The sequence below is a fragment of the Massilia sp. Masssp93 genome (assembly GCF_059491295.1).
The window spans coordinates 3148243-3169414 of the sequence record NZ_CP168502.1 but is presented as its reverse complement, the minus strand read 5'-3'; the positions used below and the strand labels follow the sequence as shown (position 1 = coordinate 3169414).

The following is a 21172-nucleotide window of genomic DNA, read 5'->3' as shown; positions in this document are numbered from 1 at the left end:
CCTGGTTCATTCGATCTGCGACAATGCCCGCGCCGAGGCGGGCATGATCGGTATCCGGACGTCGTGTTGCGGCCATCCGTACAAAAATTCGCATGCCGGGCCGCACGTCTTGCCCTGGCACGGCCCCATGCCGACGCGGGTCGCCAGTTTCGCTTCGCGCCAGTCGCGGTGCGGCAGCAGGCTGGCCGCGGGGACGTCTTCGCAGCGGCACACGATGGTATCCGGCTGGCACATCGCGCGCAGCGCATCGTCCGGCGCGAACGTGCGCGCCAGCAGCGCGGCGAACGCGCGCGCGGTGCGCAGCACGGGGATGTCCCGTGCGACCGGGCGCAGGCCCAGCGCGGCGAGTGCCGCGATCCGTCCTTCGGCCACCGCCTTGTCCACGCCGCCGATTCCGGTGCATTCGCCCGCGGCCCAAATGTCCGCGCGGCTCGTCTTCAGCAGGCCGTCGACGCGCACGGCGCCGTCGCCGATGTCGCAGCGCAGCGCGCGCGCGAGGTCCGTGTTCGGCACGAGGCCGAAGCCCGCGGCCAGGAAATCGCAGGCGTATTCCGTTTGCCTGCCCCCGGCCTGGACGACCACGCTGCGGAGCATGTCGTCGCCCCGCGCCGCGACGATCTGCGCGCCCGTCACATATGGCACGCCGCGCAGGCCCGCGAACAGCGACGCCGCCTGCAGAAACTTCTTCCTGTGCCGCGACAGCAGCTTGACGCCGAACGCCGACAGGCGCGACAGGGGCGGGTGCTCGACGACGGCCGCCACCTGCGCGCCGGCCCTGACGGCCGTCAGCGCCGTCGCGAGCAGCAGCGGTCCGGAGCCGGCGACGACGACGCGGCGTCCGGCGACCGGCATGCCGCCCTTGATCAGGGCTTGCAGCCCGCCCGCGCCCGTGACGCCGGGGAGCGTCCATCCCGGAAACGGCAGCGACAGTTCGCGCGCGCCGGTGCAGAGCACGAGGCGCGCGAAGCCGACGGGCACGCCGCGGCCCTCCGTCTCCAGCAACAGCGTGTTGGCGTCGACGCAGCCGATGACCTGGGCGTCCTGCATGTGCGTGAAGCCCGGGTGGTCGTGCAGCGTCTTCCAGAAGGCCTGCGCGCGGGCGTCGGTCCATTGGGCCGGGCCGCCGCGCCAGATCTGGCCGCCCGGCGCGTGATTATCGTCGATCAGGCACACCCTTGCACCGGCATCGAGCGCCGTCTGCGCAGCGGCCAGGCCCGCCGGGCCGCTCCCGACGATGTGCAGCAGCTTGTCGGTGGTCACCGGCCGCCTCCCGTCACGATCGCCATGCCGGGCCGGCAGGCCGTGCGGCAGGCGAGACGGTCGTCGTGGCCGTCGACCGTCACGCGGCATTCCTGGCACTGGCCGATGCCGCAGAACGCGAAGCGGCGCCGGCCCGTGACGGAGTGGCGCGTGCACAGGGATCCGGCGGCGACGATGGCCGCGACGACGGACGCGCCCACGGGGACGCCGACCGCGACGCCGTCGACGGTCACTTCACAGGTCATGTCAGGCTGGTTCATGGGCGAATCTCGCGGGCGAATAGGGCGTGGCATCGACGGGGGCGGGGCATGCCAGCATCAGGTCGGCCAGCAGGCGCGCCGTGCCGAACGCCGTCGTCACGCCCAGCCCTTCGTGGCCGGCGGCGAGCCAGACGTGTTCCAGCGCCGGATGCGGCCCGATGACCGGGCGAGCGTCGCGTGTCGCGGGGCGCAGGCCGGTCCAGCTGCGGATGATCGTCATGTCCGCGAGACAGGGCAGCAGCGCGATGGCCGCGCGCAGCACGTGGGCGAGCACGCGCGGGTCGACGCCGGTGTGGTCGATCCCGTCCTGGCGGCACGACCCGATCAGCCATTGGCCCGTGATGCGCGGCTGCACGTTCGCGGCGACGGCAAGGGCGTCGCTGCCGGCCTCGGTCTGGCCGTATCCCATGCTGACCACCTGGTGCGACAGCGTGCGCGGATAGCGCGCCGTGATGGCGAGGTGGCCCTTGCGCGGAAAGACGGGGATGTCGGGCAGCAGGCGCGCGACACCCGGCCCCGCCGCGACGACGACGTCGCCCGCGTCGATGCGTTGGCCGGACGACAGCGTCACGGCGCCGCGGCCGATGCCGGCGACCGTCGCGCCGAACAGCGTCCGTCCGCCTCGGGCGACCAGCTGCGCGGCCAGGTCGCGGGCGACCGCGGGCGGGTACACGACGCCGTCCCGCGCGACCCGCACGCCGCCCGCGAGGCCGGCGCGCAGCGCGGGCTCGGTCCGGGCAAGCTGGCTACCCGTCAGCGCTTCCGCATCCCAGCCGCGCCGGCCCAGGCGTTCCGCGCGGGCGAGCGCGTGGGCCATCTGGGCGTCGTCCTCGGCCACCCACAGCGTGCCGCAGCGGACGTGTTCCGCGAGGCCGGCGTGCGTGGCCAGGTACTCGTCCCAGCGCGCCAGCGACAGCAGGCACAGGTCGAGTTCATCCTCGGTCTCGTCGAGGGCGACGAGGTGGCCCATGCCGGCCGCCGTCACGCCCGCGCCGGGATGGCGCCCGTCGACGAGCAGCACGTCGCGCCCGCGCGCCTGCAGTTCCAGCGCGCAGGCGGCACCGACGATGCCTGCGCCGACGACGATGACGTCCGGCGATTTCACGCGAATGCGGGGAGCGCGGGACGGCAGGCCAGGGCGGCGCGGATCGTCTGCTCCACCTGCGCGCGGCGCGCGCCCGCGAGCGGCAGGCGCGGCGCGCGTACGCGCTCGTTCGAGCCGATGGCCAGGTGCTCGGCGAGCTTGATGTTCTGGACGAGGAAGGTCGAGACGTCCAGGTCCAGCAACGGCCGGAACCAGCGATAGATGCACAGGGCCTCGTCGTGGCGCCGTGCCTGGACGAGGCGCCAGATCGCCACCGTCTCGTGCGGGAACGCGAGGCCCACGCCGGCCACCCAGCCGACCGCGCCGACGGCGAGCGCTTCGAACGCGAGGTTGTCCACGCCCGTCAGCAGGTCGAAGCGGTCGCCGAAGCGGTTGATGATGTCGGTGCTGCGGCGGATGTCGTCCGACGATTCCTTGACGGCGACGAAGCGTGCGTCGTCCGCCAGCGCTTCCATGATCTCGACCGTCACGTCGACGCGGTAGGCGAGGCGGTTCGAATAGATCATGACCGGCAGGTCGCCGGCCGCGGCGACGGCCTTCAGCGTCGCCACCGTCTCGCGCGGATCGGTGTGGTAGATCGTGCTGGGCACGACCATCAGGCCGTCCGCCCCCGCCTTGGCGGCCTTCTTCGCCAGCGCGCATGCGTCCCGCGTCGACGCTTCGGCCACGGTGAGCAGCGCCGGTTTGGCGCCGCTCACCTGCTTGCACAGCTTGAAGACCTCGATGCGCTCGTCCTGGGACAGCATCGGCCCTTCGCCCAGCGAACCGCAGGCGATGAGCCCGTCCACGCCGGCATCCATCTGGATCTGGAAGCAGCGCAGCATTTCGTCATGATCCAGCGAGTCGTCGTCCTTGAACTTGGTGGTGACGGCCGGAAGAACACCTTTCCACATATTGTCGGTCTCCTTGGGTGGGGCGATTGAAAGCATCCATGCTAGGCCGGAATGCCGGCCGGGTCTTGCGTGAACCGCGCGCCGGGCGCGCCGAAATCGGCACAGCATCCCGCAGCCGTTTGCCATGCCGGCGCGTTGCGCCTATATTGTCGCCATGGAGGGAAACATGATCGACACCATCGGCACGGAAGCCGTCGAAGCGATGTTCGATGCGCTGGACGACATCGCATTTTTCGTGAAGGACCGGGACGGGCGCTATCTCAGCATCAACCGCACGATGGTGCGGCGGTGCGGAGTTCGGCACAAGAGCGACGTGCTCGGGAAGACGGCGCTGGAACTGTTCCCGCGCGCGCTCGCCGAGACCTATCTGGCGCAGGACCGGAAAGTCATCGACCAGGGCGCCCCGATCGACAAGCAGCTCGAGCTGCACATCTATCCCGGGCGCAGCCGCGGCTGGTGCATCACCAAGAAAGTGCCGCTGTTCGGCACGGACGGCGCCGTCGTCGGCCTGATCGGCACGTCGCAGGATCTCGGCCTGCTCGACGACCTGCATCCGGCCTACCGGCAGATCGCCCGCATCGCGCAGCACATCAGCGAACACTATCGGCACAACATCTCGCTCGCGGCGCTGGCGGAAGAGGCGGGCCTGTCGTTGTCGCGGGTGGAGCGGCTGTTCCAGAAGGTCTTCCAGCATTCGCCGCGCCAGCTGCTCGTGCAATGCAGGCTGTCCGCCGCGCGCGCGCTCATCGAGCGCAACCCGGCCGCGAAGATCGCGGACATCGCGTACGAATGCGGCTACACGGACCACAGCGCCTTCAGCCGCCAGTTCAAGTCGTATGTCGGCATGAGCCCGACCGAATACGGCATGCACATGAAAAAAAGCGCATGAGGCTATCCCGCGGCCGGGATGCCCCATGCGAACGGATCGTCGTCGTCGAACAGCAGCGTCGATTCGCCGCTGATCCATGCGGTGCCGCGGATCGTCGGCGCGATACGGTCGCCGTCGCGCCGGTAGCTGCCTTCGAACACGCTGCCGATGATGCTTTCCTGGCGCCAGACGGCGCCTTCCGCGAGTTTGCCGTCGGCCGCCAGGCAGGCCAGTTTCGCGCTGGTGCCGGTGCCGCAGGGCGAGCGGTCGTAGGCCTTGCCGGGGCATAGCACGAAATTCCTGCTGTCCGCGGTATCCGACGCCGCGAACAATTCGACGTGGTCGATGGCCGCGCCGTGCGTGCCGGTGATGCCTTGTTCGCCCAGTGCCGCCATGACCGCTTGCGCGAACGCCGTCAGTGCGGGGATATCGGCCGGACCGACCCCGAATGCGTGGCGCTCGACGAGAAAAAACCAGTTGCCGCCCCAGGCGACGTCGCCCCGCACCGTGCCGTAGCCGCCGACGTCGACTTCCACGCCGCGCTGCGTGCGATACGACGGGACGTTGTCGATGCTCACCGAACCGTCCGCGTGGAGTTCGGCCGTCACGACGCCGACGGGCGTGTCGATGCGGTGGCGTCCCGCCGCGATGCGTCCCAGGTGGGCCAGCGACACGACCAGGCCGATCGTGCCGTGTCCGCACATGCCCAGGTAGCCGACGTTATTGAAAAAGATGACGCCCGCGGCGCACCCAGGCGCATGCGGCTCGCACAACAGCGCGCCCACGAGCACGTCGGAACCGCGCGGTTCGCATACGGTGCCGGTGCGGATGTGGTCGTGGTCGGCGCGCATGCGCGCGAGCCGCGCGGCCAAGGGGCCATGCCCCAGATCGGGGCCGCCGTCGACGATGAGCCGGGTCGGCTCGCCGCCAGTGTGTGAATCGATGATCGCGATTTTCTTCATGTGCGTGTCTGCCGTCGGAAGCGTCGAACGCAAGGTTAAAGCGGCGGGGCCGTGCGGTCTTGTCGTTTCTAAGCCGGTCCGGCGGGGAAACCGGCATACCCGGCAGGGGCGCGTCGATACCAATGGACGGGCCGAACTGCTAGAATCCGCGCTGCCTGTCGAAACCCGTCCATCGGCATGGCACCGTATGGAACGACGAACCATTGAGTATCTATCGACCGCCGCGCCTCGCTGCCGCACTCCTCATATCGTATGCGGCCATGGTCCCGGGCGCGCGTGCGCTGGATGGCCATTTCCGCATCGGCGACTATCATCACGACGTCTGGGGCCCGAAGGAAGGCGCTCCGTCGACCATCCTGTCGATTGCGCAGGCCAGTGACGGCTGGCTGTGGATCGGCACGTACCGCGGCCTGTATCGTTTCGACGGCGTCCGGTTCGAACGCTTCGTGCCGTTCCCGGGCGAGTCGCTGACCTACAGCGCGATCTCCACGCTTGCCGCCGCGCCCAACGGCGACCTGTTGATCGCCTACCTGACCGGCGGTTTCAGCATCCTGCGCAACGGGCATCTGCTGCACATGACGTCCGTGCAGGAACAGCCTTTCGCGAACACGTTCACCGTGCTGGCCGACGTCGACGGGACGTACTGGATCGGCGCCATCGACGGCTTGATGCACCTGGCTGGGCGCACGTGGGAACACGTCGGCGCGGCGTGGGGTTATCCGGGGACCCGGACCGACAACCTGGCGCTCGATCGCTACGGCCGGCTGTTCGTCAGCGACGGCGCGAACGTGCACGTGCTGGACCGCGCCGGCCGCAGGTTCCGTCCCACGGGGCTGCGCAGCGTGGAAATGGGCGCCGACTTCGTCTACGATCCCACCGGGGCGCTGTGGATCGGCACGGACGACCGGATGACGCCCGTCGCCGTCGACCCGGGCGGCGTCAAGCCGACGTACAAGGTGAACACGCCGCCGGCCATGACGATCCGCAGGCTGTTCGACCGCGACGGCAATCTCTGGCTGGCGCCGGACGACAACGACGTGTGCATGCTGCCGCGCGACCGCCTGCCGGCAGCGGGCGCGTTTTCCACGGCCGCGCTGCGGACCGCGCAGGACTGCACCGGTGGGCGCCGCGCCGACCAGAAAGTCATCGGGTTGCTGGAGGACCGCGACGGCAACGTCTGGATGGCGACCATGAACGGCCTCGAACGCTTCCGGCACAATCGTCTGCGCACGATTCCTTACAGCGGTCCGTCGTTTCGCACAGCGCTCGCGCGCGATCCCGGCGGCGCCGTCACGGCCGTCGCGGGCGGGGTCGAAACCCGCTACTACGCGATCGAGGGCACGGGCCTGCAGCCGGCGCGGCGGCACGCGGACGCCACGCTGCAGCGGTCCGGCATCGACGGCACGGTGGTGCTGGCGACGCCCGCGGGCCTGGTCGTGCGCGAGCGCGGGCGCGAGCGCACGATCCCTTATCCGGTGCCGGCGCCGGCGCCGATGGACCCGATCCGGCGCCTGCTCCAGGAAGGACCCGATGCGTTCTGGGTCGGGTGGACCCGGCATGGGCTGTGGCGCTATGCCGGCGGCGCCTGGAGCAAGCCCGCGGACTACGGCACGCCGGTGGCCAGGGCGGGCGACGCGGCCGACGGGCGGGGTAACGTCTGGCTGGCGTATGCCAACAACACGATCGTCAGGCTCGGCCCGGCGGGCGCGCGCAAGTACGATGCGCGGGATGGCGTGGACGTGCGCGTGGCGACGTTCATCGACGTGCAGCGTGACGTCCTCGCGGCCGGGGACGGCGGGTTGCAGGTATTGTCCGGCGGGCGCTTCCGCCATGTCCGTGCCGCCGACCCGGACGTCCTCACCGGCGTCAACGGCCTCGTGATCGCGCCGGACGGCGACCGCTGGTTCAACACGCACCGGGGCGTGCTGCACGTGCGGGCCATCGACTGGCACGCGGCGATGCACACGCCCGCCGCGCTCCTGCGCTACGAATTGCTGGACCGGCTCGACGGCTTCCCGGACGGCGCCCAGATCGGCATCGTCGCGACCGCGGCCGGCGCACCGGACGGCCGCATGTGGTTCGCGGCCAGCACCGGCATCGCCCTGTACGACCCGGCGCACGACCACCTCGCGACGGCGCCGCCGCCGCCGGTCATCCGCGCCGTGACCGCCAACGGCAGGCGCTTCGATCCAACCGAAACGATCCGTCTCGCGCCCGGGACGGATCACGTGGGCGTGGAATTCACGGCGCTCAGCTACACGGTGCCGGAGCGCACCGTGTTCCGCTATCGCCTCGACGGCGTCGAGCGCGACTGGCAAGGTCCGTCGGACCGGCGTTACGCGTCGTATGCGAACCTCGGGCCGGGCAGGTACACGTTCGAGCTCCAGGCCGCACTCCGGGGCGGCGGCTGGAGCGGACGGACGGCCCGGATCGGCGTCGAGATCCGTCCGTATTTCACGCAGACCTGGTGGTTCCCGGTGCTGTGCGCGCTGGCGGCGGCCGGCGCGGCCGTGCTGTTCTACCGCTGGCGCCTGCGCGAGGTGACGGCGCGCCTGCACCTGCTGTTGCGCGAGCGCCAGCGCATCGCGCGCACGCTGCACGACACCTTCCTGCAAAGCCTCCAGGCCCTGGTCTGGCGGTTCGAGCAGATCATGGACAACCTGCCCGCGCAGCACCAGGACAGGGCGCTGCTGGACCTGACGCTGGCGCAGGCGAACGAGGTGATGACGGAGGGCCGCCACCAGATCGTCGGACTGCGCCCCGGTAGCGACGGGAGCACCGCCCTGGAAGCGCGCGTGGCGGCCATGCTCGAGTCGTTCCGGCTGCGCTTCCCGCAATCGATCGAACTCACCGTCGTGAATCCGGACGGCGCGATCCTCGTGCCGATCGTCGCGGACGAGGCGTTCCATATCGCGCATGAAGCGCTGCGCAATGCCCTGCACCACGGCCAGGGCACGCGGGTCCGCGTCGACCTGCACTACACGGCGGCGGCGTTCGTGCTGCGTGTCGGCGACGACGGCCGGGGCATCGAGGCGGCGGTGCTGGCCAGGGGAGGGCGCGACGGCCACTGGGGACTGACCGGCATGCGCGAGCGGGCCCGCGTCGTCAAAGGCGTGCTGCGCATCGAGAGCGGCGCGGCGGGGACGGTCGTCACCCTGCGCGTGGCCAAGGGGGCGGCTTACGGCCGCTCGCGCCGGGCCTGAGTACGCGCCAGTTCGCGGTCCAGCGCATTCGCGAACCGTTGCCGGTCCGCCTGGCTGAACGCGGCCGGGCCGCCCGTGTCGACGCCGCTGCCGCGCAGCTCTTCCATGAACGAGCGCATCGTGAGCTGCTGGGCGATGGTGTCCTTCGTGTACCACTCGCCGCGCGGGTTGAGCGGCAAGCCGCCTTTTTCCAGCACCAGGGCGGCCAGCGGAATGTCGCCGGTCACGACGATGTCGCCGGGCTGCACACGCGCGACGATTTCGGCGTCGGCGGCATCCGCGCCGGCCGGGACCTGCAGCGCGCGGATGAAGCGCGAGCCCGGCACGCGCATCAGCTGGTTGGCGACCAGCGTGACGTCGATCTGCAGGCGGTCGGCCACCCGGTACAGGATGTCCTTGATGACGGCGGGGCAGGCGTCGGCGTCGACCCAGATGTCCATGACGGCGCCCGTCACCCGCGCGAGAACGTGCGCGTGACGCGATCGAGGTGGGCGCGCATCGCCTGGCGCGCGCCGGCCACGTCGTGCGAGGCGATGGCGGCCAGGATGGCGCGGTGGTCGAGGAGCGTCAACTGGCGCAGTTCCTCGGTCTGGAAGTGCTCCGTCAGCTTGTGCCACAGGCTGCCGCGCTGGGCCCACAGGTATTCGATCACGCCGACGAGGGCGCTGTTGCCGGCCGCGCGCGCGATCGCGAGGTGGAAATTGCGGTCGGCCGATTCGTTCTCGCCCAGGTTGTCCTGGTTCTGTTCCATCTGTTCGACGGCGACGAGGATCGCGTCCACGGCGGCCGGCGTCGCGTTCTTCGCGGCCAGCGCCGCGACTTCGACTTCGATCACGCGGCGCGCGGCCAGCACTTCGAACGGACCGGGGCCGGCGGCCGGCCGCGCGGACTTGGGCGCCGCCTGTTCGCTGACGTAGACGCCGGACCCGCCGCGCACTTCGACGACGCCGCCCAGCTCCAGCGCGATCAGCGCTTCGCGCAGCGACGTGCGCGAGACGCCCAGCTTCGTCGCGAGGTCGCGTTCGGCCGGCAGGCGTTCGCCCGGCTTGATGTTCTCTTCCCGGATCAGCGCTTCGATCCGGCTCGACACCACGCGATACAGTCGCGGTTCGGTCGCAATCGCATCGGGTGGCGCGGGCATTTTTCTCATTGTGTGCAGTCCAGGAAAATGTGGAGGCGATTGCCAAGGTCGCATCTTAGTTTGGTCCGGATAATGTTGCAAGTGGTCAGACCAAAGTGGTCATTTGGGCTGATCGCGCGGGCCATTTCGCAACAGTTGGACGCGGCGCGACGGTCCGCCCGGGGGCTCGCTGCCACGCCACTGTGCACACGCATGTACAATGGAAATATTGCCATGCAGATCACGCGCACGGCACCACCCCGACAGCCGATGAATCGAACCATGACGACCGCCTACCCGAGCCTGAGCCATGCCCAGCGCATTCCGCTCGCCGCCGAAATCCATTCGCGTCCCTTCCTCCGGCTGGAAGCGCCCGAAGCCATCACCCACCTGGCCGTGTACCGCGCCAGCGAATCCGGCTCGCGCAGCGCGCACGGCCCGAACCAGCATGCGCTGCTGGCCGCGCTGTGCGGTCATTTCGGGGTGGCCGCGCCGAACGTGACGGCCAATCACTTCTACCACGACTTCGGCCGCTTCCGCCTCAAGTGGGAGTGCCACACGGAGTTCGCCACCTACACGTTCACGGAAAAGGCCGCGCCCGGGCCGTCGCTGGCCGACGCGTTCGCGCGCATGCCGCTAGCGCACCTGCCGCAGGCGTGGATACTGGGCCTGCACGGCCACCTGATGTCCGCCGCCCACGTGCTGCTCGAACGCGGGGCCGCCGATCCGGCCGTGCTGCAGGAGAGCTTCGCCGGCAGCCACCTGGTGGGCTCGCGCGTCATGCAGGGCGGCGAGGTGTGGACCGACTTCGTGATCCAGTCCGACGGCTTTTCGCGCTTCGTGCTGCGCGACGTCGACATGCGCGCGCAGCAGGCCGGCCGCCTGGCGCAGCGCGTGCTGGAGATCGACACCTATCGCATGATGGCGCTGCTCGGACTTCCGGCCGCGCGCGCCGTGTCCGCCGCGCTCGACGACATCGAGGCCGAACTGGCGCTGCTCGCCGAGCGCATGGTCGCCGGCGAAGCGGTGGCCGGCGACCAGGCGCTGCTCGAACAGATCACGCGGCTGGCCGCCCGCCTCGAAAAGCTCTCGCTCGACAATGGCTACCGCTTCTCGGCGTCGAAAGCGTATTACCGGCTCGTGAAGGCGCGCATCGAGGAATTGCGCGAGGCCCGCATCGAGGGCGTGCCGACCGTCGAGGAATTCATGGACCGCCGCCTCACGCCCGCCATGAACACCTGCGAGGCGACGGCCGCGCGCCAGGAAGCGCTGGCGCGCCGCATCGCCAACGTCAACGACCTGTTGCGCACGCGCGTCTCGATCGTCCAGGAAAACCAGAACCGCCAGATCCTGCAGTCGATGGACCGCCGCGCCGCCCAGCAGCTGCGCCTGCAGCAGGCCGTCGAAGGCCTGTCGGTGGCGGCGATCTCGTACTACGTGGTGGGCTTGTTGGGGTATGCGGGCAAGGGCCTGAAAAGCGTGGGCGTCCCGGTCAATCCGGACATGCTCACGGGCGTGCTGGTGCCCGTCGTGGCGGGCGTCGTGTGGCTCGCGCTGCGCCGCATGCACAAGCAGATGCACAAGCGCGGGCACTGATCCATGCTGCTCGACCTGCATCTGGTGCCGACCTTCGGCGCGCTGGCGCTGGCCATCGTGCTGCTGTGGGTGCCGGCGCCGCCCGTGCGCGGCAACCGCGAGTGGGCCTGGTGCGCCGGGCTGCTGCTCGCATGCGGGGCCGGACTCGCGTCCGGTGTGCTGGACTGGCGCGGCCTGCTCGCCATCGCCGCGTATCTCGCGCTGGCGTTCGGCGCGCGCGCCAGCGAACGGGCGTGGCTGCGCATCCTGCTCCTCGTGCTGACGGGCGTGTGCGCCTTGCTGCTGGCGCTGCACCGCCTGCCCGGTTTCCACAACCCCGTGCTGGCCGACCGCGTGCAGGTCTCGGCCGGCGCGATCCCGTTCACGCTTTACGCGAACTTCGACAAGGCCGTCGCCGGCATCGTGCTGGCCGGCGTGTTCTGCGCGCCGATCCGCACGCGGGCGGAATGGCTGCCGATGCTGCGCCGTACGCTGCCCGTGCTGCTGGCGACCCTCGTCGTCGTCCTCGGCGCCGGCATGGCGCTCGGCGTCGTGCGGCCGGACGTCAAGTGGACGGCGCTGACGCCCTGGTTCCTCGCCAATAACCTCCTGATCACCTGCGTGACGGAGGAGGCGTTCTTCCGCGGCTTCCTGCTCGGCGGACTGGCGCGCGGGATGGCCCGGTGGCGTTACGGCACGGCGGTCGCGGTCGTCGTGTCGACCGTGCTGTTCGGGCTCGCGCACGCGCCCGGCGGGGCGCTGCTCGTGGTGTTCGCCACCCTGGCGGGCCTCGGCAATGCGGCCGCGTACCTGCGGTCCGGGCGCATCGAGGGCGCGATCCTCACGCACTTCGCGCTGAACGCCGTCCACTTCGTCGCGTTCACGTATCCGGCCCTCGCACACCGAGCCGCATGAAACTTCTGTAACACGGTGTGACACCGTACCGTGCGCGCGGGGTGCGCGGACTATGATCGGTCATCGTCTTCACGTTCATCGACCATCATGACCGCACGTACATCGACATGGCCGGTCGGCGTCGGCCTGGCGCTGGTGTTTGCCGCCGCGCCCGCGCTGGCGCAGGACCCGCCCGCGCGCGTGGGCCGCATCGCGTATCTCGCCGGCCCCGTCAGCTTTTCTCCCGCCGGCGCCGCCGACTGGGCCCAGGCGCCGCTCAACCGTCCGCTCGTCCCCGGCGACCGCCTGTGGACGGATGCCGGCGCGCGCGACGAGGCCGAGTTCGGATCGGCCGTCGCGCGCATGGACGCCGGCACGCTGTTGACCGTGCTCGGGGCCGACGAACGCACGACCCAGCTGCAGGTGTCGCAGGGCCGCATCGACCTGCACGTGCGCCGCCTCGCGGACGGCGAAACGGTGGAGGTGGACACGCCCAATCTCGCCTTCGTCGCGCGCCAGCCGGGCGATTACCGCCTTGCCGTCGCGCCGGACGGCGGCACGACGGATGTCACGGTCCTGCGCGGCGCCGGCGACGTGTATGGCGACGGCACGTCGCTCGCCCTCGCGCCCGGACAGGGCTACCGCTTCGGCGGCCAGGACCTGAACAACTACGTGCCGCTGCAGCCGGCTCCGCCGGACGATTTCGACCGCTGGGCGCTGGCACGCGATGCGCGCTACGAGCACGCCGTCGCACGCCGCTACGTGCCGCAGGGCGTCGTCGGCGCCGAGGACCTCGACGACTACGGCAGCTGGCGCAGCGTGCCCGACTACGGCACCGTGTGGGTGCCCGACCGCGCGCCGCGCGACTGGGCCCCGTACCACGACGGCCACTGGGCGTGGGTCGATCCGTGGGGCTGGACCTGGATCGACGACCAGCCGTACGGGTATGCCGTGTCGCACTACGGACGCTGGGTCCGCACGCCGGACACCTGGGCATGGGTGCCCGCGCCGGCGCAGGCGCGCCCGGTCTATGCGCCCGCGCTGGTGGCGTTCGTCGGCGCCGTGCTGACGCTGGGCGGGCGGTCCGGCCCGGGCGTCGGCTGGTTCCCGCTCGCGCCGCACGAGGCGTACCGGCCGCCTTACCACGCGAGCCCGACCTACATCACGAACGTCAACGTGAGCAATACGGTGATCCGCCGGACGCAGATCGTCAACAACATCAACAACGTCACCAATATCCGCTACGTGAACCGCAACGTGCCGGGCGCGATGGTGGCGATGCCCGCGCAGCAGTTCGCGCAAGCCACGTCGACGCGCCGCGCCGCGCTCCTGCTGCCGCCCGGCGTGGCGCGCGCGGCGCCCGTGCTGGCCGCACCCCGGGCGCGGCCGCTGCCGCAGAGCCGCGTCGGCACGGCGCCGGCCGGCCGGCTGCCGCCGGCGCCGGTCATGCAGCGCGTCGCCGTGACGCGCGCGCTGCCGCACGCCGTGTTCGCGCCGGCGGGTGCGCACGGCGTGCATGGCGCGCACGGCGTGCCCGCGCCGGCGCGGCCGGGGGTGCAACTGGCCGCCCACGGCCCGGTGCCGCCGCTGCGCGTGCTGCGGCCCGCGCTCGGCCAGCCGCGCGTGCCGCAACCCGCACACGGCGCCGACGCCGCCGGCCGCCGGTTCGTCCAGGGCGCCCGCGGTCCGGTCCCCGCGGCCGTCCAGCCGATGGCCGCACTGCCGGGCGCGCGCGAACCGCGGCCGGATCATCCGGTGGCGGCGCTGGCGGGCGTGCCGCCGGACGTGGTGCCGGGGCGTCCCGGCGCGCCGCTTGCGCCGCATCCGGGCGCGCGTCCGCAGGCGCCGGACTTTGCGCACGGTCCGGCGAACGGTCCGCTGCATGCGCCGCCGGCCTCCGAATTTGCGCACAGCCCGGCGAACGGTGCGCATCACGCGCCGCCGGCACCGGTGCCGGGTGCGGCGGCGCGGCATGAGCAGCGCGGCCCCGTTCCGCTGGCGCCAGTCGCGCCGGCGGAACAGCGCCTCGCGGCGCACGGCATGACGCCGCAAGCGCAGGCCCCGGGCGCGCCGCCGCGGCCGGACGAACGTCGCGCGATGCCGGCGGCGCACGGCCAGGCTCCGCAGCCGGCAGCGCACCGTGCCGCGCCGCAGCCGCCGGCACATGCCGAGGCCGCGCAGCGGGCTGTCCACGTGCAGGCGGCGCCACCGCACGCGCCCGCACCGCATCCGCAGCCGTCGGCTCCGCAGCCGCATCCATCCGTGCCGCATCCGCAGCCTGCGCAGCATGCCGTACCGCAGCCGGCCCCGCAGCCGCATCCGCCGGCGCCGCATCCGCAGCCGCATCCGTCAGCGTCGCAGCCGCATCCGCAGCCCGCACCGCATGCCGCGCCGCAGCCGACCCTGCATCCGCCAGCTCCGCATCCACAGCCTCCGGCGCCACGGCCGCATCCGCCCGCACCGCATCCGCAGGCTGCGCCGCAGCCGGCCGCGCACGCGCCGCCGCATCCGGCACCACCGGCGCCGGCGCACGGCGGCGGCAAAGGCGGCGACCACGGGCACAAGCACGAGGAGCAGGGCGGTCACTGATCGCGCGGACCCGTGCGCGCCGGCGGTGTAAGATGAGCTTCCCCGAGTTCATCGCCGGCCCGTGCGCGCCGGCCGCGCCATGCCGACACCACACCGCCCAGCCACCGCCATCGATCATCGACACGGAGCGGCATCATGATGCTGCTGCTCCTCTTCCTGGCGGGGCTGTGGGCCGGCGTGCAGAACGCGCTGGCCGGCGGCGGGTCGTTCGTCACGCTGCCGGCGCTGATCGTGTCCGGCATGACGCCGCTGGCCGCGAACATCACGTCCACCGTCGCGCTGTTCCCCGCGCAGATCACGTCGGGATTCGCCGGACGCCGGCTGGTCAGCGGCGCGGGCGGCCTGCCTTTCTGGGCGCTGTTCGTGCTGAGCATCGCCGGCGGCGCGGTGGGCGGGCTGTTGTTATTGCATACGTCGCCGGCCGTCTTTGCGCGGCTCGTGCCCTGGCTCGTGCTGTTCGCGACGGCCGTGTTCACGTGGGGGAGCTTCTTCCGCAAGCCCGGCGCCGCCGGCGCCGTGCACCTGGGGCCTGCCGCGACGGGCGTCGCGCAATTCCTGATCGCCGTGTACGGCGGCTATTTCGGCGGCGGCATCGGCATCCTGATGCTGGCCGCGCTGACGATGGCGGGCCTCGCCGCGCGCAATGCGGGGGCCACCAAGAACGTGCTGGCCGGCGTGATGAACGCGTCCGCCGTCGTGCTGTTCCTCGCGTCGCCCCAGCTGCACTGGCTGCAGTGCGGCGTGCTGGCGGCGGGGGCCGTCATCGGCGGGCTCGCGGGCGCGTGGGCGCTGCATCGCGTGAACGAGCGGGCGCTGCGCGTGGCGATCGTGTGCATCGGCGTCGCGCTGACCGCCGGGCTGTTCCTGAAGCCGATCTGACGCACGCGCGCGGCGCGCGCTGGACACCGCCCCCGGCTTGGTCTACAGTGGAATCATGCGGTATCGCCATGAATGATGCCGCCGGGAAGGTAGGTGCGCCATGCTGGATTTTCTATACGGCCTCGAACCGGATCTCTCGCTGCACGCCGTCGTGCTCGCGGCCGGCTGCGCGACGTTTTTCGTGGTACTGCTGTGGCGGCGTTGCCCCAACTGCAGCTGGCAGGAGTGGTCCAGCGAGTTGCTGGGCCGCGACAACAAGGACGACGCACCGGAGGAGTGATTCCCTGCCGGTCAGCGCTGCTTCAGCATCGACGGCACCATCGCGGCCTTCAGGACGACGCCCGGCTCGCCGTCGTGCGTGCCGCTGCTCAGCCACAGCGCGCCGGCCTTGCACAGCCTCATCGCGAACGGTCGGCCCGCCAGCAGCCTGCCGGCCAGCTCGCTGATGGCCGGGTTGTGACCGACGAGGATGACGACGCCGTCGCCCGCGGGCCAGCCCGTGGCTTTCAGCAGGTCGTCCGCGGCGCGGCCGGGTGCGATCTCGTCGCGGATGTCGTAAGGGAGGGCGAGGGCATCCGCCGTCTGGCGCGCGCGATTGGCCGGGCTGCATAGAATGCGCGCCCGGGCGGGGAGGTAGCCGTGCAGCCAGTGCGCCATGCTTCGGGCTTGCTCCCGGCCCCTGCCGGTCAGGTTGCGTGCCAGGTCCGGTTCGATGTCTTCCGCCTCGGCGTGGCGCCACAAGATCAGATCCATGTCCGACTCCTCGTTCCGTGCGCACCGGTGCGCGCGGCCCATCTTAGCCTGTTTGCCGCGGCGCCGTCGTCCCGCAGTCGATCGTCGGCGGCCGCGTTCCTCGTCCGTCAGGGCAGCAGCATCGCCAGTTCCTGCGCGCCCTGGCGCAGCACCGGCAGGAATTCCTCCACCATGCGCTCCGGCGTCGCGCGCGACGCGTGCGCACCCACGTTCAGCGCGGCCAGCACGCGGCCCGACGCGCCGCGCACGGGCACGGCGATCGAGCGCAGGCCCAGTTCCAGTTCCTCGTCGTTGACGGCGTAACCGTCGCGGCGTACCTGCGCCAGCACGTCGCGCAGGCGCGCGGGGTCCGTCACGGTGCGCGCCGTCATGGGCGCGAGGGTCGTGCGGGCCAGGTAGGCATCCAGCTCGTCCTGCGGCAGCTGCGCCAGCAGCACGCGGCCCAGCGAGCTGCAATACGCGGGCAGGCGGCTGCCGGCGGACAGCGACACCGACATCACGCGCGACGCCGCCGCGCGCGCCACGTACAGCACCTGGTCTTCCTCCAGCACGGCCAGCGAGCTCGATTCGCCCAGCGCCTTGCTGACGCCGTTCAGGCACGGCTGCGCGGCGGCCGTCAGCGGCGTCGAGGACAGGTACGAATACCCCAGGGTCAGGACCTTCGGCCGCAGGCTGAAGTTGTTCAGTTCCGCATCGACGTAGCCGAGCTGCCTGAGCGTGTGCAGGCAGCGGCGCACGGCCGCGCGCGGGATGCCCGTCTGCTGGCTGATCTGGGCGATGGTCTGCGGCTTGCGCGTGTCGGCGAACGCGCGCAGCACGGCCAGGCCGCGCGCGAGCGAGGTCATGAAGTCGGGATCGGCGAGGGCGTCGATGTCTTCCGCGATGGTGCGCGGCGCGGCTGGGGTGGCGGTGGTTGATGACATGTTGAAATTGTAATCGATCGAGATCGGCCCTCAGGAAGCGCTTGACCGGCGGCGGCACGCAGGCGTACACTTTTTGTGCGGTAAACGAATCATTGTGCGATTATCGCACAACACAACCAAGGTGACATCCCATGATCGATAAAACTTGTGCATCGCTGGAGCGCGCCGTGGCCGACATCCACGACGGCGCCACCGTCATGATCGGCGGCTTCGGCAACGCCGGCATGCCCTCCAGCCTGATCGACGCGCTGATCGCCCACGGCGCGCGCGAACTCACCATCGTGAACAACAATGCCGGCAACGGCGACACGGGCCTGGCCGCGCTCATCAAGGAAAAGCGCGTGCGGAAGATCGTGTGCTCGTTCCCGCGCCAGTCCGATTCGTGGCATTTCGACGCGCTGTACCGCGCCGGCGCGATCGAGCTGGAACTGACGCCGCAGGGCAATCTCGCGGAACGCATCCGCGCGGCCGGCGCCGGCATCGGCGGCTTCTTCACGCCCACCGGCTACGGCACCCTGCTGGCGGAGGGCAAGGAGACGCGCGTCATCGACGGCAAGAATTACGTGTTCGAGACCCCGATCCACGCCGACTTCGCGCTGATCAAGGCGCTGCGCGGCGACCGCTGGGGCAATCTCGTGTACCGCAAGACGGCGCGCAACTTCGGCCCGATCATGGCGATGGCCGCGAAGACGACCATCGCGCAGGTGCTTGACATCGTGCCGCTCGGCGACCTCGATCCGGAAGCGATCGTCACCCCCGGTATCTTCGTCCAGCGCGTCGTCAAGGAGGCAGTATGACCATTACCAGCCGTTTTACCCGCGACCAGATGGCCGCGCGCGTCGCCCGGGACATCCCCGAGGGCGCCTACGTCAACCTGGGCATCGGCCTGCCCACGAAGGTCGCCAACTACCTGCCGCCCGAGCGCGAAGTGTTCCTGCACAGCGAGAACGGCCTGCTCGGCATGGGCCCCGCGCCGGCGCCCGGCGAGGAAGACGAGGACCTGATCAACGCCGGCAAGCAGCCCGTCACCCTGCTGCCGGGCGGCGCCTATTTCCACCACGCGGACTCGTTCGCGATGATGCGCGGCGGCCACCTGGACATCTGCGTGCTGGGCGCCTTCCAGGTGTCGCACACGGGCGACCTCGCCAACTGGCACACGGGCGCGCCGGACGCGATTCCCGCCGTCGGCGGCGCGATGGACCTCGCGATCGGCGCCAAGCAGGTGTTCGTGATGATGGAACACCAGACCAAGACGGGCGAGAGCAAGATCGTCGAGCGCTGCACGTATCCGCTGACGGGTGTCGAGTGCGTCAGCCGCATCTATACCGACCTGGCCGTGCTGGACGTCACGCCCGCCGGCCTGCGCGTGCGCGAGATGGTTCCCGGGCTCACCCTGGCCGACCTGCAGGCCGTCACGGCCGCGCCGCTGCTGGCGCCCAACGAATAAAAGGAGAATGAACATGACCGACGCATTCATCGTCGACGCCATCCGCACCCCCATCGGCCGCTACGGCGGCGCGCTGAAGGACGTGCGGGCGGACGACCTGGGCGCCATCCCCATCCGCGAACTGATGCGGCGTAATCCGGACGTCGACTGGTCCGCCGTCGACGACGTGATCTACGGCTGCGCCAACCAGGCCGGCGAGGACAACCGCAACGTGGCGCGCATGGCCCTGCTCCTGGCCGGCTTGCCGCAGGACGTGCCGGGCTCCACCGTCAACCGCCTGTGCGGTTCGGGCCTGGACGCCGTCGGCATTGCCGCGCGCGCCATCAAGAGCGGCGAGGCGCGCCTGCTGATCGCGGGCGGCGTGGAATCGATGACGCGCGCGCCGTTCGTGATGGGCAAGGCGGAATCCGCATTCTCCCGCAGCGCCAACCTCTACGACACGACGATCGGCTGGCGCTTCCCGAATCCGCTGATGCACGCGCTGTACGGCACGGATGCGATGCCGGAAACGGCGGAGAACGTGGCGGACGACCACGGGATCTCGCGCGCCGACCAGGATGCGTTCGCGCTCGCGAGCCAGGTGAAGGCGGCGCGCGCGCAGCAGGACGGTACGTACGACGCCGAGATCGTGCCGGTGCTGGTCCCGCAAAAGAAAGGCGATCCCATTCGTTTTGCGCAGGACGAGCATCCGCGCGCGACGAGCCTGGAAACGCTGGCGAAGCTGAAACCTGTCGTGCGGCCCGGCGGCACGGTCACGGCCGGCAATGCGTCCGGCGTGAACGACGGCGCCTGCGCGCTGCTGCTGGCGAATGCGGAAGCCGCCGCGCAATACGGCTTGAGGCCGCGCGCCCGCATCGTCGGCATGGCGACGGCCGGCGTGGCGCCGCGCGTGATGGGCATCGGCCCGGCGCCCGCCGTGCAGAAGCTGTTGCGCCAGACCGGCATGACGCTGGACCAGTTCGACGTGATCGAGCTGAACGAGGCGTTCGCCGCGCAGGGGCTGGCCGTCCTGCGGCTGCTGGGCATCGCGGACGACGATCCGCGCGTGAATCCGAACGGCGGCGCGATCGCGCTCGGCCATCCGCTCGGGATGAGCGGGGCGCGGCTCGTCACGGCGGCCACTTACCAGCTGCAGCGGACCGGCGGTCGGTTCGCGCTGTGCACCATGTGCATCGGCGTGGGGCAGGGGATCGCGGTGGTGATCGAGCGCGTTTAAATACGTTTACGTTACGCATGCCGTCCGGTGGGCACTCCGTGCCCGCCATTTACGATGCGTCCCGACCGTCCAGCCAGTCGAAGATCTGCGGCCAGATTTTTTCGTGCGCGCTGCGCCCCACGAGCACGCCCACGTGCTGCAGGTTGACGCCGACGTCGCCCTGGTAGTGCAGCACCTTCTTGCGGGGGCTGGCCGTCGCGTCGTGGAACGGGATCAGGGCATCCGGCGGAATCAGCTTGCTGCGCGGATCGACCACGCTCAGCAGCGGCGAGCGCAGGTCGTGCGGCCCGATCGTGCGGCTGCCGATGGCCAGCTTGCCCTGCATGAACGCGTCGTGGCGGTACAGCGATTCGACGATCTCCGTGAACAACCGGCCGGGCAGCGGGAATTCGTCGTGCGTCCAGCGCTCCACGCGCATGTGCGTGACCATGGCTTGCAGGTCCGCCATCGACAGCCAGCGGTCCGTCCAGCGCTCCCACTGGAATGCCTGCGGCTCGGCCATCGCGCTCATCATGTTGAGGAAGACGCCGGGCACCTGGCGGAACGTGTCGGCGATGGGGCGGGCGTGCGGCGTCGCGTCGATCAGGCGCGCGAAGCAGCTCGACGCCGGCGTGAAGTGCAGCGGCGACTCCAGCAGCATCGTCGCGCTGACGGCATCCGGGTGCAGGCAGCCGTGGATGGCGGCCAGGATGCCGCCCAGCGAATGGCCGGCGAGGACGACCTGGTCCGGCCCGCCGTCGGCCGCGATGGCGCGGCGGCAGGCGGCCAGCAGGTGGTCGCCGTAGTCGTCCAGGCCGAAATGGTCGTGGGTGTCCGGCAGCGCCACCCATTCGGCCAAGTAGACCCGCCAGCCGCGCTCCAGCCAGCGCCGCACGACGCTGACGTCGGGTGCGAGGTCCCAGATATACGGGCGCTTGATGGGCGCCGGCACGATCAGCACGGCGGCGCCGCCGTTCGCCGTGATGTCGGCAGGCGCGCCGTAGCGGCGCACGTTCAGGCCGGGTTCCGCGTGCAGGACCGTCGAGGGCGTCTGCTGCGGGCCGTAGCCCGCGCGGTCCAGCATGTCGCCGCGTGCCCGGCGGCTGCGGTCCATGTTCTTGAGGGCCTGCGCACCGAGCATGCCCATCGTGGTGTTCCAGTTGCTTGCCTGCATGGCGATTCGTCCGAGGTCAGAGTGGAAGACACCGCACTCTACGCCACCCGGTCCCGGGCTCCAATCGCGCGC

General features: G+C 71.0%; 20 protein-coding genes. 10 read left to right on the top strand and 10 right to left on the bottom strand.

Annotated features, from left to right (window positions below; translation table 11 throughout):
- Nucleotides 1–6: 6 nt before the first annotated feature.
- The 4 genes from ACEN9Q_RS12975 to ACEN9Q_RS12960 are packed head-to-tail and all read right to left on the bottom strand — an operon-like array spanning nt 7 to nt 3518.
- Nucleotides 7–1260: an FAD-dependent oxidoreductase gene (locus ACEN9Q_RS12975; RefSeq protein WP_495628726.1), complete on the bottom strand. Its 1254-nt coding sequence runs from the start codon at nt 1258–1260 to the stop codon at nt 7–9.
- Nucleotides 1257–1520 carry a 2Fe-2S iron-sulfur cluster-binding protein gene (locus ACEN9Q_RS12970; RefSeq protein ID WP_495628725.1) on the bottom strand — a complete coding sequence of 88 codons (264 nt, stop codon included), beginning with the start codon at nt 1518–1520 and terminating at the stop codon, nt 1257–1259. Before ACEN9Q_RS12970 ends, ACEN9Q_RS12975 begins: the two co-directional genes overlap by 4 nt.
- A complete protein-coding gene (locus tag ACEN9Q_RS12965; RefSeq protein ID WP_495628724.1) occupies nt 1507–2625 on the bottom strand; it encodes an NAD(P)/FAD-dependent oxidoreductase in 1119 nt (372 codons plus the stop codon). The genes ACEN9Q_RS12970 and ACEN9Q_RS12965 overlap by 14 nt, the downstream gene beginning before the upstream one ends.
- Entirely contained in the window at nt 2622–3518 is an 897-nt protein-coding gene (locus tag ACEN9Q_RS12960) for a dihydrodipicolinate synthase family protein (protein WP_495628723.1), read from the bottom strand. Before ACEN9Q_RS12960 ends, ACEN9Q_RS12965 begins: the two co-directional genes overlap by 4 nt.
- 166 nt (nt 3519–3684) lie before the next feature.
- Between ACEN9Q_RS12960 and ACEN9Q_RS12955 the strand changes: the two genes are divergently transcribed.
- Nucleotides 3685–4407 carry a helix-turn-helix domain-containing protein gene (locus ACEN9Q_RS12955; RefSeq protein WP_495628722.1) on the top strand — a complete coding sequence of 241 codons (723 nt, stop codon included), beginning with the start codon at nt 3685–3687 and terminating at the stop codon, nt 4405–4407.
- Between the two features lie 2 nt (nt 4408–4409).
- On the opposite strand, the gene ACEN9Q_RS12950 is transcribed toward ACEN9Q_RS12955, so the two are convergent.
- Nucleotides 4410–5348 (bottom strand): 4-hydroxyproline epimerase, encoded by a 939-nt coding sequence (locus ACEN9Q_RS12950; protein WP_495628721.1) that lies wholly within the window; start codon nt 5346–5348, stop codon nt 4410–4412.
- Nucleotides 5349–5551: 203 nt separating this feature from the next.
- On the opposite strand from ACEN9Q_RS12950, the gene ACEN9Q_RS12945 reads away from it, so the two are divergent.
- Nucleotides 5552–8551, top strand: a complete 3000-nt coding sequence (locus tag ACEN9Q_RS12945) for a sensor histidine kinase (RefSeq protein WP_495628720.1) — start codon at nt 5552–5554, stop codon at nt 8549–8551.
- Here the strand turns inward: ACEN9Q_RS12945 and ACEN9Q_RS12940 are convergent.
- Together ACEN9Q_RS12940 and ACEN9Q_RS12935 are read right to left on the bottom strand one after the other, a co-directional pair.
- Nucleotides 8527–8991 (bottom strand): YaiI/YqxD family protein, encoded by a 465-nt coding sequence (locus ACEN9Q_RS12940; RefSeq protein WP_495628719.1) that lies wholly within the window; start codon nt 8989–8991, stop codon nt 8527–8529. The genes ACEN9Q_RS12945 and ACEN9Q_RS12940 overlap by 25 nt on opposite strands.
- Before the next feature lie 11 nt (nt 8992–9002).
- On the bottom strand, nt 9003–9692 hold the full coding sequence (locus tag ACEN9Q_RS12935; RefSeq protein WP_229412646.1) for a FadR/GntR family transcriptional regulator: 690 nt from the start codon (nt 9690–9692) through the stop codon (nt 9003–9005).
- A 261-nt stretch (nt 9693–9953) separates the two neighbouring features.
- Here ACEN9Q_RS12935 and ACEN9Q_RS12930 point away from each other — a divergent pair, with 261 nt between their 5' ends.
- The 5 genes from ACEN9Q_RS12930 (at nt 9954) to ACEN9Q_RS12910 (ending at nt 15888) form a co-directional block, all read left to right on the top strand.
- Nucleotides 9954–11267 carry a DUF3422 family protein gene (locus ACEN9Q_RS12930; protein ID WP_495628943.1) on the top strand — a complete coding sequence of 438 codons (1314 nt, stop codon included), beginning with the start codon at nt 9954–9956 and terminating at the stop codon, nt 11265–11267.
- Nucleotides 11268–11270: 3 nt separating this feature from the next.
- On the top strand, nt 11271–12161 hold the full coding sequence (locus ACEN9Q_RS12925; protein ID WP_495628718.1) for a CPBP family intramembrane glutamic endopeptidase: 891 nt from the start codon (nt 11271–11273) through the stop codon (nt 12159–12161).
- Nucleotides 12162–12248: 87 nt separating this feature from the next.
- Nucleotides 12249–14729, top strand: coding sequence for a DUF6600 domain-containing protein (locus ACEN9Q_RS12920; RefSeq protein ID WP_495628717.1), 2481 nt, complete (start codon nt 12249–12251; stop codon nt 14727–14729).
- 138 nt (nt 14730–14867) lie between these two features.
- The gene (locus ACEN9Q_RS12915; protein WP_495628942.1) at nt 14868–15608 is read left to right on the top strand and encodes a sulfite exporter TauE/SafE family protein; all 741 of its coding nucleotides are present in this window, start codon (nt 14868–14870) and stop codon (nt 15606–15608) included.
- Between the two features lie 100 nt (nt 15609–15708).
- Nucleotides 15709–15888, top strand: a complete 180-nt coding sequence (locus ACEN9Q_RS12910) for a hypothetical protein (protein WP_495628716.1) — start codon at nt 15709–15711, stop codon at nt 15886–15888.
- 11 nt (nt 15889–15899) lie between these two features.
- Here the strand turns inward: ACEN9Q_RS12910 and ACEN9Q_RS12905 are convergent, their stop codons facing one another.
- Together ACEN9Q_RS12905 and ACEN9Q_RS12900 are read right to left on the bottom strand one after the other, a co-directional pair.
- Nucleotides 15900–16361, bottom strand: coding sequence for a SixA phosphatase family protein (locus ACEN9Q_RS12905; protein WP_495628715.1), 462 nt, complete (start codon nt 16359–16361; stop codon nt 15900–15902).
- Between the two features lie 107 nt (nt 16362–16468).
- Nucleotides 16469–17284, bottom strand: coding sequence for an IclR family transcriptional regulator domain-containing protein (locus ACEN9Q_RS12900; RefSeq protein WP_495628714.1), 816 nt, complete (start codon nt 17282–17284; stop codon nt 16469–16471).
- Between the two features lie 131 nt (nt 17285–17415).
- On the opposite strand from ACEN9Q_RS12900, the gene ACEN9Q_RS12895 reads away from it, so the two are divergent.
- Genes ACEN9Q_RS12895 through pcaF form a run of 3 tightly spaced genes read left to right on the top strand, consistent with a single transcriptional unit; the run spans nt 17416 to nt 19947 of the window.
- Nucleotides 17416–18081 (top strand): 3-oxoacid CoA-transferase subunit A, encoded by a 666-nt coding sequence (locus ACEN9Q_RS12895; RefSeq protein ID WP_495628713.1) that lies wholly within the window; start codon nt 17416–17418, stop codon nt 18079–18081.
- Nucleotides 18078–18731 (top strand): CoA transferase subunit B, encoded by a 654-nt coding sequence (locus ACEN9Q_RS12890; RefSeq protein WP_056439921.1) that lies wholly within the window; start codon nt 18078–18080, stop codon nt 18729–18731. The genes ACEN9Q_RS12895 and ACEN9Q_RS12890 overlap by 4 nt, the downstream gene beginning before the upstream one ends.
- Before the next feature lie 13 nt (nt 18732–18744).
- Complete coding sequence (gene pcaF / locus ACEN9Q_RS12885) at nt 18745–19947, top strand: 3-oxoadipyl-CoA thiolase (RefSeq protein WP_495628712.1); 1203 nt, start codon at nt 18745–18747, stop codon at nt 19945–19947.
- A 49-nt stretch (nt 19948–19996) separates the two neighbouring features.
- On the opposite strand, the gene ACEN9Q_RS12880 is transcribed toward pcaF, so the two are convergent.
- Nucleotides 19997–21100, bottom strand: a complete 1104-nt coding sequence (locus ACEN9Q_RS12880; RefSeq protein ID WP_495628711.1) for an alpha/beta fold hydrolase — start codon at nt 21098–21100, stop codon at nt 19997–19999.
- Nucleotides 21101–21172: the final 72 nt, after the last annotated feature.